General features: G+C 22.1%; 12 protein-coding genes. 2 read left to right on the top strand and 10 right to left on the bottom strand.

Translation table 11 applies throughout. The annotated features are described in order from the left end of the window. The 8 genes from tusA to prfB all read right to left on the bottom strand — a co-directional run bounded on the left by tusA (nt 1) and on the right by prfB (nt 10318). On the bottom strand, nt 1-234 hold the full coding sequence (tusA, locus tag APCICONF2801_RS01470) for a sulfurtransferase TusA (protein ID WP_075432069.1): 234 nt from the start codon (nt 232-234) through the stop codon (nt 1-3). 198 nt (nt 235-432) lie between these two features. Then, the gene (locus APCICONF2801_RS01465; RefSeq protein WP_075432067.1) at nt 433-1431 is read right to left on the bottom strand and encodes a hypothetical protein; all 999 of its coding nucleotides are present in this window, start codon (nt 1429-1431) and stop codon (nt 433-435) included. A 70-nt stretch (nt 1432-1501) separates the two neighbouring features. Continuing rightward, on the bottom strand, nt 1502-4045 hold the full coding sequence (gene leuS, locus APCICONF2801_RS01460; protein WP_075432065.1) for a leucine--tRNA ligase: 2544 nt from the start codon (nt 4043-4045) through the stop codon (nt 1502-1504). 254 nt (nt 4046-4299) lie between these two features. Continuing rightward, the gene (ybeY, locus tag APCICONF2801_RS01455; protein ID WP_075432063.1) at nt 4300-4755 is read right to left on the bottom strand and encodes an rRNA maturation RNase YbeY; all 456 of its coding nucleotides are present in this window, start codon (nt 4753-4755) and stop codon (nt 4300-4302) included. 88 nt (nt 4756-4843) lie between these two features. Next, nucleotides 4844-6193, bottom strand: coding sequence for a tRNA (N6-isopentenyl adenosine(37)-C2)-methylthiotransferase MiaB (gene miaB / locus APCICONF2801_RS01450; RefSeq protein WP_075432061.1), 1350 nt, complete (start codon nt 6191-6193; stop codon nt 4844-4846). Between the two features lie 181 nt (nt 6194-6374). Next, nucleotides 6375-7628, bottom strand: coding sequence for a diaminopimelate decarboxylase (lysA, locus tag APCICONF2801_RS01445; RefSeq protein WP_075432060.1), 1254 nt, complete (start codon nt 7626-7628; stop codon nt 6375-6377). Between the two features lie 52 nt (nt 7629-7680). Then, nucleotides 7681-9207 (bottom strand): lysine--tRNA ligase, encoded by a 1527-nt coding sequence (gene lysS, locus APCICONF2801_RS01440; protein WP_075432058.1) that lies wholly within the window; start codon nt 9205-9207, stop codon nt 7681-7683. A 12-nt stretch (nt 9208-9219) separates the two neighbouring features. Next, nucleotides 9220-10318, bottom strand: a protein-coding gene (prfB, locus tag APCICONF2801_RS01435) for a peptide chain release factor 2 (RefSeq protein ID WP_154021606.1) whose coding sequence is annotated in 2 segments (ribosomal slippage) — nt 9220-10242 and nt 10244-10318 — 1098 coding nt in all. Because the reading frame shifts where the segments join, the coding sequence is not laid out codon by codon here. A gap of 207 nt (nt 10319-10525) precedes the next feature. Between prfB and ygfZ the strand changes: the two genes are divergently transcribed. Next, on the top strand, nt 10526-11494 hold the full coding sequence (gene ygfZ / locus APCICONF2801_RS01430; RefSeq protein ID WP_075432056.1) for a tRNA-modifying protein YgfZ: 969 nt from the start codon (nt 10526-10528) through the stop codon (nt 11492-11494). Between the two features lie 242 nt (nt 11495-11736). Here the strand turns inward: ygfZ and typA are convergent, their stop codons facing one another. Then, entirely contained in the window at nt 11737-13557 is a 1821-nt protein-coding gene (typA, locus tag APCICONF2801_RS01425) for a translational GTPase TypA (RefSeq protein ID WP_075432054.1), read from the bottom strand. A gap of 186 nt (nt 13558-13743) precedes the next feature. Here typA and yihA point away from each other — a divergent pair, with 186 nt between their 5' ends. Then, nucleotides 13744-14352, top strand: coding sequence for a ribosome biogenesis GTP-binding protein YihA/YsxC (gene yihA, locus APCICONF2801_RS01420; protein ID WP_075432053.1), 609 nt, complete (start codon nt 13744-13746; stop codon nt 14350-14352). Between the two features lie 9 nt (nt 14353-14361). Here yihA and APCICONF2801_RS02115 read toward each other — a convergent pair whose 3' ends face one another. Further along, a complete protein-coding gene (locus tag APCICONF2801_RS02115; protein WP_231938300.1) occupies nt 14362-15444 on the bottom strand; it encodes a DNA polymerase A family protein in 1083 nt (360 codons plus the stop codon). Nucleotides 15445-15492 lie beyond the last annotated feature (48 nt).

Here is a 15492-nt window from a genome sequence, read left to right as displayed (position 1 = left end):
TTATTTTTTTCCGACCTTTATAATATGTTGGTGAGGTTTTTTTTGATTAGAATAAGATAATAAAATATGTTTCATAAATCGACAGAATATTTTTATATCTCTAGTACTTGAAAAATCATCTGTTAATACACATATTACTTGTCCTTCTTCTAATTTGCGTATTTTTTTTCTTAAAATCATAATTGGTTCTGGACATTTTAATCCGACTAAATTTATTTTTATTATTTTTTTCATTTTTTTATTTTGATTTTTATATTACAGAATGAATGAATGGAATATGTTTTTTATATATAGATTTTTTTTATAAAATGAATAATAAATGAATTTTTTTTTAAAAAAAAATTCATTTTTTTTGAATCACACTTAATTAATGATAGTTAAAACATTAACTTAAAAATATTCAATTTTTAATATATTTTTATTTATTTTAATTCAATTAAATATTATTGATAAGATTTTTAAATATATCCAAATTGTTTTTGTTTTATTTTTTATTGTTAAAAATTCTATATTTTTTAATATTTTGAATGCTTGATATATGTCTATTAAACTATTATGATTTGCAAGAGAATTTAAAAAATTATATTGTATAGGATAGTTACATATGTTTCTAAAGTTATAATTTTTTTCATTGATTTGATTTGTTTTAATGTTTAAAAGTACATATATAAAATTTTTATAATAATAGATTAACTTTTCAATTGTATATTTTTCTCTTTTTAGTTTGTTTAAAATGTGTAGAGCAATATTTTTTTTTTTATGAACAATAGCATTAATCCAATGATAGGCTTTTTTTGGTTCAAAAAAATTATAATATTTTTTTAATATGACATTAGTGATATTACTATTAAAATATATTAATGAAAGGATTTTTAAAGAATTATTTATTTTATTAAGATTATAATTATATAAAATTAAAAAATTTTTTATTACGCATAAAGAAAAGTAAATTTTGTACTTTTTTATTTTTCTGTTAATCCATGTATATAGATTATTTATATTATTCTTATTATTATTAATAATTAATCCAATCTTGGAAATATATTTTTGAAAAAAGTTTTTACATATAGTGTTAAATATTAAGTTTGGATAATGAAAAATACAAATTGTATTTTGGTCTAAAATATTTTTTATATTTTTAAAAAATAATTTTTGCTTTAATGTTAAAGATTTACCTAAGAAGATTACAATAATTATTTTTTTTTTAAAAAAAATTTCTTGTTTTTGATATAATTGAATTATTTTATTTAATTCAGAATCATTATTTAAAATTATTTTAGTGATTTTTATAAATTGATTTTTTTTTAAATTTTTTAAAATAATTCTATTATTTTCTTGTAGAAATAACATTTCTGTTTCTATGATGATATATATTTTTGATAAATAATGTTGTAATAAGTATTGCTTTAAACAAGACGTTTCAATAATCATAATTATTCAATATAAGAGTAAGAGTAGCTTAATATGATAGGCGTTTTTGTTAAAAATTTTTTATTATTTTTTAAGATAAAACAAAGTTAATTAATTTATTAGCGATATAAATAATTTTTTTTATTTTTTTATTTTTTAAATATTTTTTGATTTTTTTATTTTTAGAAGCAATATTTATACATTCTTTTTTAGCAGTGGATTTTAACATTTTGATTATTTTTCTTTTTTTCCCGTTTATTTGAATAATAATGGGAAAAAAAATTATATTTTCTTTTATTTTATGTATGATAGGCCAAGATTCTTCATCTATATTTGCGTTTTTTCCATATATTTCTTTCCATAAGATAAAACATATATGAGGAGTAAATGGATATAACATTTTAATTATGTTATCTAAGGATATTTTTATAATTTCTTTATATATATTAGCTTTATTCATGATTTTTGTAATTGCATTAAAAAATTTTATTATATGAGCAATAGCTGTGTTTAATGCATTTCTTCTTTGAATATCATCTGTTACTACGCTAATAGTATGATTAAGTAATATTAAAATGTCTTTATGTTCTTTATTTTCATATATGTCGCTTGGTATATGAATTTTATATAAATTAAGTGAATAAGTAAAATTCCATAGTTTTTTTAAAAATCTATACATACCTACAATACTTTTATCGCTCCATTCTAATTCCGATTCTATAGGTGCGGTAAACATTAAAAATAATCTTAATGTATCTGCTCCATATTTATTAATAATTGTACTAGGATCTATCCCATTATTTTTGGATTTAGACATTTTTATTTTTCCAGCATATATTACTTCTTTTTTATTACTTTTAAGATAGTATCCTTGTTTTTTATTTTTCTCTATTTTTTTTATTTTTATCTCTGATGGTTTAACCCATATTTTTTTTTGATTTTGATCGTAGATATAAAAAGCATCAGATAAAACCATTCCTTGACAAATTAATTTTTTTACTGGTTCATCGGAGGATACAAATCCAAAATCTCGCAGTAGTTTATGATAAAACCGAAAATATATTAAATGCATTACAGCATGTTCTATTCCTCCAATATATAAATCTATTGGTAACCAATACTTGGCTTTTAAAGGATTAATCATTCCATTTTGAAAATTTGGACAGGTATAACGAGCATAATACCATGAAGATTCTATAAATGTATCAAATGTATCAGTTTCTCTAGTGACTTTTTCTCCATTAATTTTTGTAGATAACCATTTTGCTTTAGGAGATAATTTTTTATCATTTTTTTTTAAAGAAAAATTTTCCGGTAAAATAATTGGTAGATTTTTTATCGGGACTGTAATTATTTCTCCTTTTATATTGTATGTAATAGGTATAGGAGTACCCCAATATCTTTGTCGAGATATACTCCAATCTTTTAATTTATAAACAGTATGTTTTTTTAATATTTTTTCTTGATTTAATTTTTTTATTAAATCATTTATTTTTTTTTTGGAATTTAAATTTTTATCAGAACTTTTTTTTTGTTCATCTTTTTTATTTTCTTTTGAAAATATTTTTTTAATCGGTAATTTGTATAATGATGCAAACATAAAATCATTTTTATCATACTTTGGAACTGCCATAATAGCACCAGTAGCATAATCATGTTTAACGTATAAAGCGATCCATAATGGTATTTTCTGAAGAGTAATTGGATGTATAATCAATTGATTTGTATTAATACCAATATATTTTTGATTTTGATATGATTTTAATGTATTTATATTTTTGTGTTTAGTTAAAAACATATTGACTTCTTTATTATTTTTACAGATTAGAGAAATTATAGGATGATACATAGAAATTGCACAAAATGTTATATCCATTATTGTTTCTGGTTTAGTAGTATAGATTTTTAAAACTTCCTTAGAATAAGCAATTTTGAATTTTATTATAACTCCATTAGATTTTCCAATCCAATTTTTTTGCATTTGTAGGACTTTTTTAGGCCATTTTTTTAATTTCTTTAAAGAATACAGTAATTCTTCGGCATAATTTGTTATTTTCATAAACCATTGTGGCATTTTTTTTAAGATAACAATTTCATTACATCTCCAGCATTTTCCGTGTTGCACTTGTTCATTAGCTAATACTGTTTTATCATGAGGACACCAATTTACTAACGATGTTTTTTTATAAACTAATTTTTTTTCATATAATTTTATAAAAAACCATTGTTCCCATTTATAATAATGAGGTTGACATGTAGTTATTTCTCTTTCCCAATCATAACTGAACCCCAAAGATTCTAATTGTTTTTTCATAATTTTAATATTTATATGAGTCCATTGAGAAGGAGAAATTTTATTTTTTATTGCAGCCTCTTCAGCTGGAAGACCAAATGCATCCCAACCTATAGGTTGTAGTACATTTTTTCCTAACATTCTCTGATATCGTGAAATTACATCACTAATAGTATAGTTGCGTACATGTCCCATATGTAAATTTCCAGATGGATAAGGTAACATAGGAACACAAAAGTATTTTTTTTTCTTTGATTCTTCTGAAACAGAGAAGCTTTTATTTTTTTTCCAATATTCTTGAACGATTGGTTCAATTTTTTTTGGGTTATATTTTTGATTCATAAATGATTACCTTTAAAACTATAGAGTGAATTTTTTATTTAGCGAATTTTTTATTTTAAAAAATTTTTTAAAATTATTTAAAAAAATAAATAGTAATTATTTTATTCAGGATACTTTTTTTTATTTAGTATAATAATTTATTATTTCTTTTAAAAAAAATATATTATGTTTTTTTAATGTTATAAATTTTTCTTTATTTTTTTATAGTAAAAACCTTTTTAAAAAGTATATCTGTTTATATAATTTATAATTATTTAATTTTCTTGGTAAGGATTTTTATATCCTAATTTTTTCATAATATTTTTCTCTAGATTCTCCATTTTTTTTTGTTTTTTTATGGTATTATGTGTATAATTTATTAAATGTAAACCAGCATGTATTACAATATGAGCCCAATGTTCTTCGAGATTTTTTTTGAATTGATGTGCTTCTTTTTTAAGATATTGACTGCATATTACTATATCGCCTAAATATATTTTTCTATAATTTTTTTTAAGCGATATATTATTCATAGGAAAGGATAATACATTTGTTGCTATGTTTTTATTTCGATACGTATTGTTTAGTTCTTTTATTTCTTTAGTGGTAACTATACGAATAGTTAATTCTACATTTTTTTTATAAAAAATAAAATATAACCATTTGATAAAATCTTTTTTTTCTGGCATTCCATTTTTTTTTTTGATACAATATTGAATATTTATATGCATAATTGAAAAAATATTTTTTTTTAATTAAATTTTTTAAAAAATGTGATTGGGTTATTGATATTTTCACAATGTTTTAAAAGTTTAAATTTTATAAAATTATTTCTCCTTTCAAAAAAGAATGATAATTAATACTTGTGATTTTAACATTTACTAAATGTCCCACTAATTCTTTCTTTCCATATATACAGACTATTTTATTATTTTTTGTTCTTCCGAATAATTCATTTTTATTGTATTGGGATTTTTTTTCAACTAAAACAGATTGAATTGTTCCAAACATTCTTCTTCGCCATTTATAAGCATGTTGATTAATTTTATTTTGTAATATTAATAGATTTTTTTTTTTTTCGTCTAAAGGGACATTATCAATTAATTTTGCCGCTCTTGTTCCAGGTCGAATAGAGTAGATAAAGCTATAACTAGAATCAAAATCAATTTTTTCAATAAATTTTAAAGTTTTATAAAAATCTTTTTTTGTTTCACCAGGAAAACCAATTATAAAATCTGAGCTAATACTAATATTAGGGCGTATATTACGTATTTTTTGAATTATTTCTTCGTATTCACTGGTTGTATACCCTCTTTTCATTAATTTTAAAATTTTATCTGAACCACATTGTACTGGTAAATGTAATGAATCCATTAATTTAGGAATAGTTTTATATGTATCAATGAGACTATCATTAAAATCTTTAGGGTGACTTGTAATATATCTAATTCGTTTAATTTTTGGAATTTCTGCAATTAAATGTAATAAATCTGAAAAATAACAGGCGGATTTATTCGTGGTTTTGTAATTATAAGAATTAACATTTTGACCTAATAAAATTATTTCGCGTGTGCCAATTGTAGATAATTTTTTTATTTCATTAAGAATATCAAAAGATGACCTGCTTTCTTCTTTTCCTCTTGTATAAGGAACAATACAAAAAGAACAAAATTTATTACACCCTTCAATTATTGTAACAAATGAGGAAATTTTTTTTACAGTATTATTTATAGGATTAAAATAATTAAATTTTTTTAATGGTTTTCCATCAATATCAATTATACATTGAGAATCTTTTGATATCATTTCGATTAATTTTGGTAATTTATGAATAGTTTTCGGACCGAATATAATATCAATAAAATTTGCTCGTTTATATATTTTTTTTCCTTCTTGTACAGCAACACATCCTCCAACTGCGATAATAATATCTGGATTTTTTTCTTTTATTTTCCTCCATCTGCCTAATTGATGAAATAATTTTTCCTGCGCTTTTTCTCTGATTGAACAAGTATTTAAAATCAGAATATCTGATAATTCTGGTTTTTTTGTAAAAACGTATTTTTTTTCTTTTTTAAATATGCTCACAATGATATCAGAATCATGTTCATTCATCTGACAACCCCATGTTTTTATATAAATATTCTTTTTATTTTTTTTAATTTTCATAGTTTTGAATTTATTTCATAAAATATAATTTATAATGTTTTTTTATTTGTTTTATATGTATGTAATAATATAGTGTATTGTAAAATAAATATAATGATTTTAAAATAAATATTTTTATTAATATAAAAATTACTTATTAAAATGTTAATAAATATTTTTTTATTATGGAATAGAATAATAGTTAATTTAATATTTCTAATTTTAATAATTCTTTCATAGATTGTCTTTTTCTAATTTCATAAAAATTGTTATTTTTATATAAAATTTCAGGAATTAATGGTCGGCTGTTATAATTAGATGACATTGATGCTCCATATGCTCCAGTGTCATGAATAACTATATAATCTTCTGGAAAAATGATAGGTAATTTTCTCTTTAATAAAGAGCCATTTTTTTTAATTGTAAATACATCACCTGATTCGCATAATGGTCCAGAAATAATATATTCCATAGTTTTTTCTAAAAACATCGGTCTACTATCTTTATAGATTACAGAGATTTTATGATAACTACCATATAACATTGGTCTCATTAGATCATTGAATCCAGCGTCTAAAATAATAAAATGATTATTTCCAACTTTTTTTACTGAACATACTTGTGCAATCAATACTCCGGATTGAGCTACTAAAAAACGGCCTGGTTCAATTTCTAATTTTATAGGACAGGATAACTTTGATGCAATTATATTTCTTGTAGTATTCCAAATATTAAAATATTTTTTGATATTTACTTCTCTTTCTTTTTTATGATATGGTATATTTAAACCACCGCCAGCAGATATAAATTGTATATTTTGTTTTATTTTTAATGTACTATGAATCATAGTATTGCACATTTTTTCTATATTTGATTCATTAATTCCGGAACCAATATGCATATGTATACCAATTAACAACAAATGATAACGTTTAATTTCTGAGATAGCTTGTTCAATATCCCAAATACCATGCTTACTATTTTCTCCTCCGGTATTTGTTTTTATATGATGGCCATCTCCAAATTTTGGGTTAATTCTTAACCAGACATGATGTCCTGGAGATGCCTTACCTAATATTTTTACCATATCTAACGATCCAATATTCACAGGAATATTATATTGAATAATTTTTTTCAGAGTGTTTCTTTCTAAAATATCAGAAGTATAAACGAGATCATTATTTTTAGCGGTGAATCCTGCTAAAATAGCCCGTTGGATTTCACCTAATGAAACAGCATCTACAGTAACGCCGCATGATTTAATAAATTTTAAAATATTTATGTTAGAGCAGGATTTTTGGGCAAATCGAATAACATCAAATTGTTTTAATTTTTTAATTTGATTTTTAATAATTTGAGCATTATATAGCCATAACGGTGTATTATATTTTTGAGTTAAATAGATAATATTTTTCTGTTGTAACATATCTCTTTTTATTTTTTTTATTTTTGACATTTTTTTTCCTTTATCTTACAATAATTTTTTTTAGTATTTATAAAGATTTTTTTTAGATTTCGATAGGACGTAATGTTGGAAATAAAATCACATCACGAATATTTTTTTGATTAGTAAAAATCATAATTAAGCGGTCAATTCCAATTCCTAAACCAGCTGTAGGTGGTAAACCATGTTCCAATGCTGTGATATATTCTTTATCATATTGATAATGTATATTTTTTTTCTTTCTTTTATTTTTTTTGATTATTTGTTTTTTAAATCTTTTTTTTTGTTCTTCAGCATCGTTTAATTCAGAAAAACCATTAGCTATTTCATAACCGGCTAAAAAGAATTCAAATCTTTCTGTAAAAGATTTATTTTTAGAACAAGATTTCGCTAAAGGAGATACTTCAATAGGATAGCTTGTAATAAATGTCGGTTTTATAATTTTTTTTTCTGTAGTTTTTTCAAAAATAATATTTATTGCTTCTCCTAAAGAAATATCAGATGGTATTAATAATTTTAATTCTTTCATAATTTTTTTAGCTTTTTTTAAATTTTTTAAATCAGATTTTTGAATATTTGAATTGTAATGTAATATAGCATTAATCATAGTTATTTTTTTAATTTTTTTTTTAAAATCAATAGTATAATTATCATAATATATTGTGGATGTATTGCATATTTTTTTTGTAATATATTTTAAAAGTTTTATTAGAAATATCATCATATCTTTATAATTACTATATGCCATATATATTTCCATCATGGTAAATTCTGGATTATGACGTGTTGAAACTCCTTCGTTTCGAAAGTTTCTATTAATTTCAAATATTTTATTAAAACCACCAATAATTAATCTTTTTAAATATAATTCAGGAGCTACTCGTAAATACATTTTTGAGTTAAAGGTATTATGATAAGTAATAAATGGTTTTGCGTTAGCTCCTCCAGGAATACTATGCATCATGGGCGTTTCTACTTCTAAAAAATTTTTTTTTTCCATAAATATACGAATCACTGATAAGATTCGAGATCTTTTTTTAAATATTTTTTTAATATTATTATTCGACATTAGATCAAGATATCTTTTTCTATACTTGAGTTCTTGATCTTGTAAACCATGATATTTATCAGGTAATGGATGTAAACTTTTTGTAAGTAATTCTATTTTATGACAGTTGACTGATAATTCTTTTGTATTAGTTTTGAAAATTATACCAATAATACTTATAATATCACCTAAATCTAATTCAAGAATATAATCTTTATAAAAGTTTTTTTGAAAATTATTACTCTTAATATATATTTGAATTTCGTAATCACAATCTTGTATTATAAAAAAAGATGCTTTTCCCATAACCCTTTTTTTTATTATACGACCTGCAATTTTTATATTAATATTAATATTTTTCAGTTCTTGTTTGGTATGTTTTTTATATAATGATAATATATTTTTTACTGTATTATTACAATGAAATGAATTTGGAAAATTAAAACCAGTATTACATAATTTTTTTAATTTTATTTTTCTGTTCTCTTTTTCTATAAAGATTTTTTTTTTTTTATTTAAATAAATTTTTTTTATATTAGACATAATATTAATTTTTTATAACCCCAATTTTAAACTTTTTTCAATAAATTGACTTAAATGACCATCTAGTATTAATTGTGTATCATACATTTCTATCCCTGTTCTTAAATCTTTAACAAGAGAATTATCTAATATATATGAACGAATTTGATTTCCCCAACCAATATCTAATTTGTTTTTGTTCTTTATTTTTTTCTTTAAGTTTATTCTTTGTTCTTCTAATATATGAATTTTAGATATTAATTGTTTTAATGCGAGATCTTTGTTTTTATGTTGTGAACGACTACTTTGACATTGAGTAGATATTCCGGTAGGAACATGAGTAATTCTTACTGCCGATTCAGTGCAATTCACATGTTGCCCTCCAGCACCAGATGCTCTATATACATCAATTCGTAAATTAGATGAATTTAAAATAATTTTTTTATTTTCTTTTATTTCGGGATATACAAATATAGAACAAAATGATGTATGTCGTTTATTATTTGTATTAAAAGGACTTTTACGAACTAATCGATGAATTCCTGATTCTGTACGACACCATCCAAATGCATATTTCCCTTTTATTTTAACGGTAGCTGATTTAATACCATTATTATCACCAGGAGATTCTTCTGTAATATAAGAAGAAAAATTTTTTATTTCAGCCCATTTAAGATACATTCGTAGTAATTTTTTAGCCCAGTCTTGAGCTTCTATTCCTCCTGATCCGGGTTGGATATCGATATAACAATTATTAAAGTCATATTTTTGAGAAAATAATTGATATATTTCTAATTTTTTTATTTTTTTTTCTAATTTTTTAAATATAATTTTAATTTCAGATAAAATATTTACATCATAATTTTTTAATAAAATTTCCATCCATATTTTTAAATCTTGTATATTATTAATTAAATATTCTATCTTTTTTATTAATTTTTTTGTTTTTTTTTTTTCTTTTTTTAAAGTATAGATTTTTTTAATATTTTTCCATATTTCTGAAGATTTTAATTGATTATTAATAACTGTGATTTTTTTTTTTTTACTTTTATATTCAAAGAATCCTCTTTAAATATTGAATTCTATTATTAAAATCTATTATTTTTTTTTTGATATTTGAAATTTCTAACATGATATTTCTCGAATATATTAATATATTTTTTTTTGATTTTTAAAGTATAAAAATATTATTAATGGACTTTTATTTATTAATTTTTTTTTAATAATATTGTTATGTGAATTTTATATGGTATATAATTTACTTTGATGAAATTTTTTATAATTTTTATTTATATATATAATAAAATTGATTTTTAATAATATTATAGGATAATTTTTTATGACAGTATTAAATACATATCATAATACAGTATTTTTAAATAAACAACTCCCAGCGACTATTATGCAGTTAAAGAATTGGTGTATTATAAATGTTATAGGGATGGATAGTATCAAATATTTAAATCAGCAATTTACATTGGATATTAATACTGTTCATAAGACAAGATATCAATTTGGTGCTCACTGTAATTATAATGGTAAGGTGTGGTGTCCTTTTTTAATTTTTAAATATAATAATATTTATGCATATCTTATACGAACTGAAATTGCATTAAAACAAATGAAAGAATTAAAAAAATATTCTGTTTTTTCTGATATTAATATTTTTGTAAATAAAAATTGGAAAATTTTTGGTGTAGCTGGTTTTGGTATTCTGAACATATTAACAAAATATTTTACCGAGTTACCAAATAGTAATCATAATATTATGTATTATAAAAAAATCATTGTTTTGCGATTAAGCTTTCCAAGTGAAAGATTTTTAATAATTTGTAAAAATAAATATTCTTATGACTTTATAAAAAAAATTGCAATAAATATGTTTATTAGTACGGATTTACAATGGAAATCTTTAGATATTGAATCTAATTTTCCAATCATTAATAATATTACGATAGGTAGGTTTTTACCGCAATCCCTAAATTTAAAATATTGGAATGCCCTTTGTTTTAATAAAGGCTGTTATTATGGTCAAGAAATATTATATCGGTATGAAAAACAAAAAATAAATAAATTTAAAATGAAGGTTTTAATTGGTGAATCAAAGGTTTTTCCAATTATTGGATCATGGATAGAATATCATGAAAATATTGAAAATATATGCAACGCTGGTATAATTCTAGAAGTTGTACAACTTTTAAAGAATAAAATATTATTACAGGTTTGCATGAAAAAAATATTTTGTAAGGAAAAAAAGAGCTTTTATATTTCTGGAAAATATAGTAGTAAATTTGTTTTTTTTTCATAAATATTTTTAATGCCTCTTTTTACAAGGCATTTATCTTTTTTAGTATTTATTGAATTTTTTTAAAAAATATGTTATTAATTTAATAATATTTTCATTTCTTTTTTTATTTTATAACGTCAATTTACAGGTATAGATATTAGAGAATTTTCATCTTAAATTTTTGAGATATTTAAATATTATATTTTTTTTTTTTAATTTTTATTATATACATAATAGTTGATATAATTTGTAAATTATTTTAATCAAATTATTTTTCTTCGTAGATTTTTTTTTCTTTCACTTTCTGTTAAATAGATCTTTCTAAAACGTATTGCATTTGGTGTAATTTCTATTAATTCATCATCATTAACAAAGTTTAATGCATATTCTAATGTTATATTAACAGGTGGTATTAAATTAATTGCTTCATCTGTTCCGGAGGCTCTCATATTTGTTAATTTTTTTCCTGTTAAACAGTTGACTGTTAAATCATTAGTACGATTATGAATACCGATTATTTGTCCTTCATATACTTTTTCAGCATGTTTAACAAAAATTTTTCCTCTATTTTGTAAATTATATAAAGCAAAGGAAACGGCAATTCCAGTACCATTAGAGATAAGAACGCCGTTTTTTCGTTGTCCAATTGTATAATTTTGCATGGGTCCATAATGATCAATAGAGGAAAAAAATGTACCACTGCCAGAAGTAATATTCATAAAATCAGTACGAAAACCTATTAGCGATCGACTAGATAAAATACATTCAATTTGAACTCTATCTTTTTCATTACTTATGATATTTTTGATATTACCGCGTAATTCTCCGATTTTTTTAATAACAGTGCCTTGGTGTTTACGCATAACATCTAAATAAACTAACTCAAAAGGTTCAGTTTTTTGATTATTTTCATATTTTAAGATAACCTTGGGCCGTGAAACTTCTATTTCAAAGTTTTCTCTACGTAATTGTTCTAATAAAATAGATAAATGTAATTCACCTCTTCCAGATACAGAAAAAATATTTGAGTCTTTTGTTTCTTTTACTTCTAAAGATACATTATGTATTACTTCTTTTTTTAATCTTTGCAAAATTTGACGAGAGGTTACATATTTTCCTTCTTTACCACAAAATGGTGATTTGTTCACGCAAAAAAACATATTTACTGTAGGGGAGTCAATTTTTAGTGCTGGTAATGGATTTAAGTGTAATGGATCACAAATTGTATCTGATATTTTAATATCATTTAAACCTGTTATAGCTATGATATCGCCAGCAATGGCTTTTTTTATTTCAATTTTTTTTAGACCATAAAATTTTAATATTTTATTGATTTTTCCGGTATATATTTTTTTTTCTTTTCGTAAAATAGATACAGTTTGATTAATTTTTAATATTCCTTGAGTAATTTTTCCAATACCAATTGTACCAAAATAATTATTCCAATCCAATTGAGAAATTTGCATTTGAAGATTTTTTGAATGGTATTTTTGGGGTTCCGGTGTATATTTGATAATAGTTTGAAATAACGGCTCCATATTTTTTTCCATTTTATCTGGATCGAAACCTGATATTCCAAGAAGAGCTGAAGTATATATTATAGGAAAATCTAATTGTTCATCGTTAGCATTGAGATTGACAAATAAATCAAATATTTGATTAATTACCCAGTCCGGTCGAATATTAGGTCGATCCATTTTATTTATTATGACAATAGGTTTAATTTGATATGAAAATGCTTTTTTAGTCACATATCTTGTTTGAGGCATAGGCCCTTCAAAAGCATCGACTACTAATAATACAGAATCTACCATGGATAATATTCTTTCTACTTCTCCGCCAAAATCAGCATGCCCAGGTGTATCAATAATATTGATATGATATTTTTTCCATTCTATTGAGGTATTTTTAGCTGAAATTGTAATTCCTCTTTCTTTTTCTAGTTCATGAGAATCCATAATTCTGTCTATTTTTTCTTCATGCTTCTTAAAGGTTCCAGATTGTTGTAATAATTGATCTAGTAATGTGGTTTTTCCGTGATCTACATGAGCTATAATTGCAATATTTCGTAACATTTGATTCATATTACTCCCGAATATAGTATAAGTAATAGTATTTTTTATAAATTTTTTAAAAATTTTATAATTTTTTATAGAAAAAATATTTTTTAAATTTTTTATAGTTTTATCTTTTTAAATATTATAAAATATTTGTTAAAAAATATCATTTTTTTTTAATATTTTGTTAAAATAATAATAGGTGTAAAAATTTTGAAAAAATTAATATTTAGTAAAACTACTTTTTTAAAAAGTGGTCTTGATCCTCATGATTGGTTAACGTGTGTTAAAATGGAGGTGGCATTGTTAGGATATTCTAATGTTGGAAAATCTAGTGTTATTAATGTATTAACCAATCAAAAAAAATTAGCGCATATTAGTAAGTCGCCTGGTCGAACAAGATTAATAAATTTTTTTGAAATTGTCCCGGATTTTAGAATTATTGATCTTCCCGGTTATGGATACTCCAAGATAAGCAATCAATATAAATATATAATAAATAAGAATATTATGAAATTTCTTCAACATAGACCGTGTTTGAAAGGAATTATTTTACTTTCTGATATTCGTTTTCCTTTGAAAAATCTTGATTTATATATTTTAAATCTTATTAATCAACGTTTTTTACCTATAATACTATTATTAACTAAGTCTGATAAAAGTTCTAGACGATTTAATATTTTACAATATCGTTATGTATATAAAGAATTAAAAAAATTAAAAATCAAGGCGGATATCATTATTTTTTCATCTATTAAAAAAATAGGAGTTTCAACTTTACAAAAAAAATTATCTTTATGGTGGAATTTTTATAAAAATTAATAATTAATTTTATATAATATTACCCCAATTTTTTCCTGTTTTAATTGATACTTTGAGTGGAACTCTTAATTTAACACAGTTTTCCATTAAATATTTAATTTTATGACTGATTGAATTTTTTTTTTCTTCTTGAATTTCAAAGATTAATTCGTCATGTATTTGCATAATTAATTTTGCGTCTATTTTTTTATTTTTTAGAAATAAATCAATATTAATCATAGATTTTTTTATTATATCAGAAGCAGTGCTTTGTATGATAGCATTAATACAAAATCTTTTTGCAGAGTTTTTTAATATTTTATTTGTTGAATTAATATTCGGAATATATATTTTTCTTGAAAATAATGTTTTTATATATTCTTTTTTTTCTGTATTTTTGTGAGTTTGATCAATATATTTTTTTATATCAACATATTTATTAAAATATTTTTTTATATATTCTCGAGCTGTAGAGAGGCTGACATTTAATTGTCTAGAGAGACCAAAAGCGCTAATACCATAAATAATAGAAAAATTTACTTTTTTTCCTATTTCTCGATGTATTTTATCAATTTTATTGATTTCTTGATTTTGAAAAATATTGGATGCAGTAGCAGAGTGTAAATCAATATTGTTAAATAGTTCCGTGATCAATTTTTTGTCTTTAGAATAATGAGCTAAAATGCGTAATTCTATTTGTGAATAATCTGCTGTTAATAAAATCCATTTATTTTTTGCTATGAATGCGGTTCTTATTTTTTTTCCTATTTTTGTTCTTATAGGTATATTTTGTAAATTTGGTTTACTGGAAGATAATCGTCCTGTAGATGTTAAATATTGATTATAAGTTGTATGTATTCGTCCAGTAAGAATGTTTATTTTTTTTGGTAATTTCAGTATGTAAGTGGTATTAATTTTATATAATGTTCGATATTTCAAAAGAACTTTTGGTAAGATATGGTAAGAAGATAGTCTTTTTAATACTTGTTCATCAGTAGAAAATTTTCCGTTTTTTGTTTTTTTAATTATAGGTAATTTATATTTATTAAATAAAATTTCTTGTATTTTAACTGTAGAATTAATATTAAATTTTTTACCAACTATGCAGTATATATTTTTTTTTAATTGAGTAATTATTTTAGCTATTTTTTTTTTTTGTTT

It is taken from the genome of Buchnera aphidicola (Cinara confinis) (assembly GCF_900128735.1).
Lineage (GTDB): Bacteria > Pseudomonadota > Gammaproteobacteria > Enterobacterales > Enterobacteriaceae > Buchnera_F > Buchnera_F aphidicola_L.
This window is presented reverse-complemented; position numbering and strand designations above follow the sequence as displayed.

Bases quoted from the DNA above. Each gene is read 5' to 3' on its own strand.
- tusA (WP_075432069.1), bottom strand. From the start codon at position 234: ATGAAAAAAATAATAAAAATAAATTTAGTCGGATTAAAATGTCCAGAA.
- APCICONF2801_RS01465 (WP_075432067.1), bottom strand. From the start codon at position 1,431: ATGATTATTGAAACGTCTTGTTTAAAGCAATACTTATTACAACATTAT.
- leuS (WP_075432065.1), bottom strand. From the start codon at position 4,045: ATGAATCAAAAATATAACCCAAAAAAAATTGAACCAATCGTTCAAGAA.
- ybeY (WP_075432063.1), bottom strand. From the start codon at position 4,755: ATGCATATAAATATTCAATATTGTATCAAAAAAAAAAATGGAATGCCA.
- miaB (WP_075432061.1), bottom strand. From the start codon at position 6,193: ATGAAAATTAAAAAAAATAAAAAGAATATTTATATAAAAACATGGGGT.
- lysA (WP_075432060.1), bottom strand. From the start codon at position 7,628: ATGTCAAAAATAAAAAAAATAAAAAGAGATATGTTACAACAGAAAAAT.
- lysS (WP_075432058.1), bottom strand. From the start codon at position 9,207: ATGTCTAATATAAAAAAAATTTATTTAAATAAAAAAAAAAAAATCTTT.
- ygfZ (WP_075432056.1), top strand. From the start codon at position 10,526: ATGACAGTATTAAATACATATCATAATACAGTATTTTTAAATAAACAA.
- typA (WP_075432054.1), bottom strand. From the start codon at position 13,557: ATGAATCAAATGTTACGAAATATTGCAATTATAGCTCATGTAGATCAC.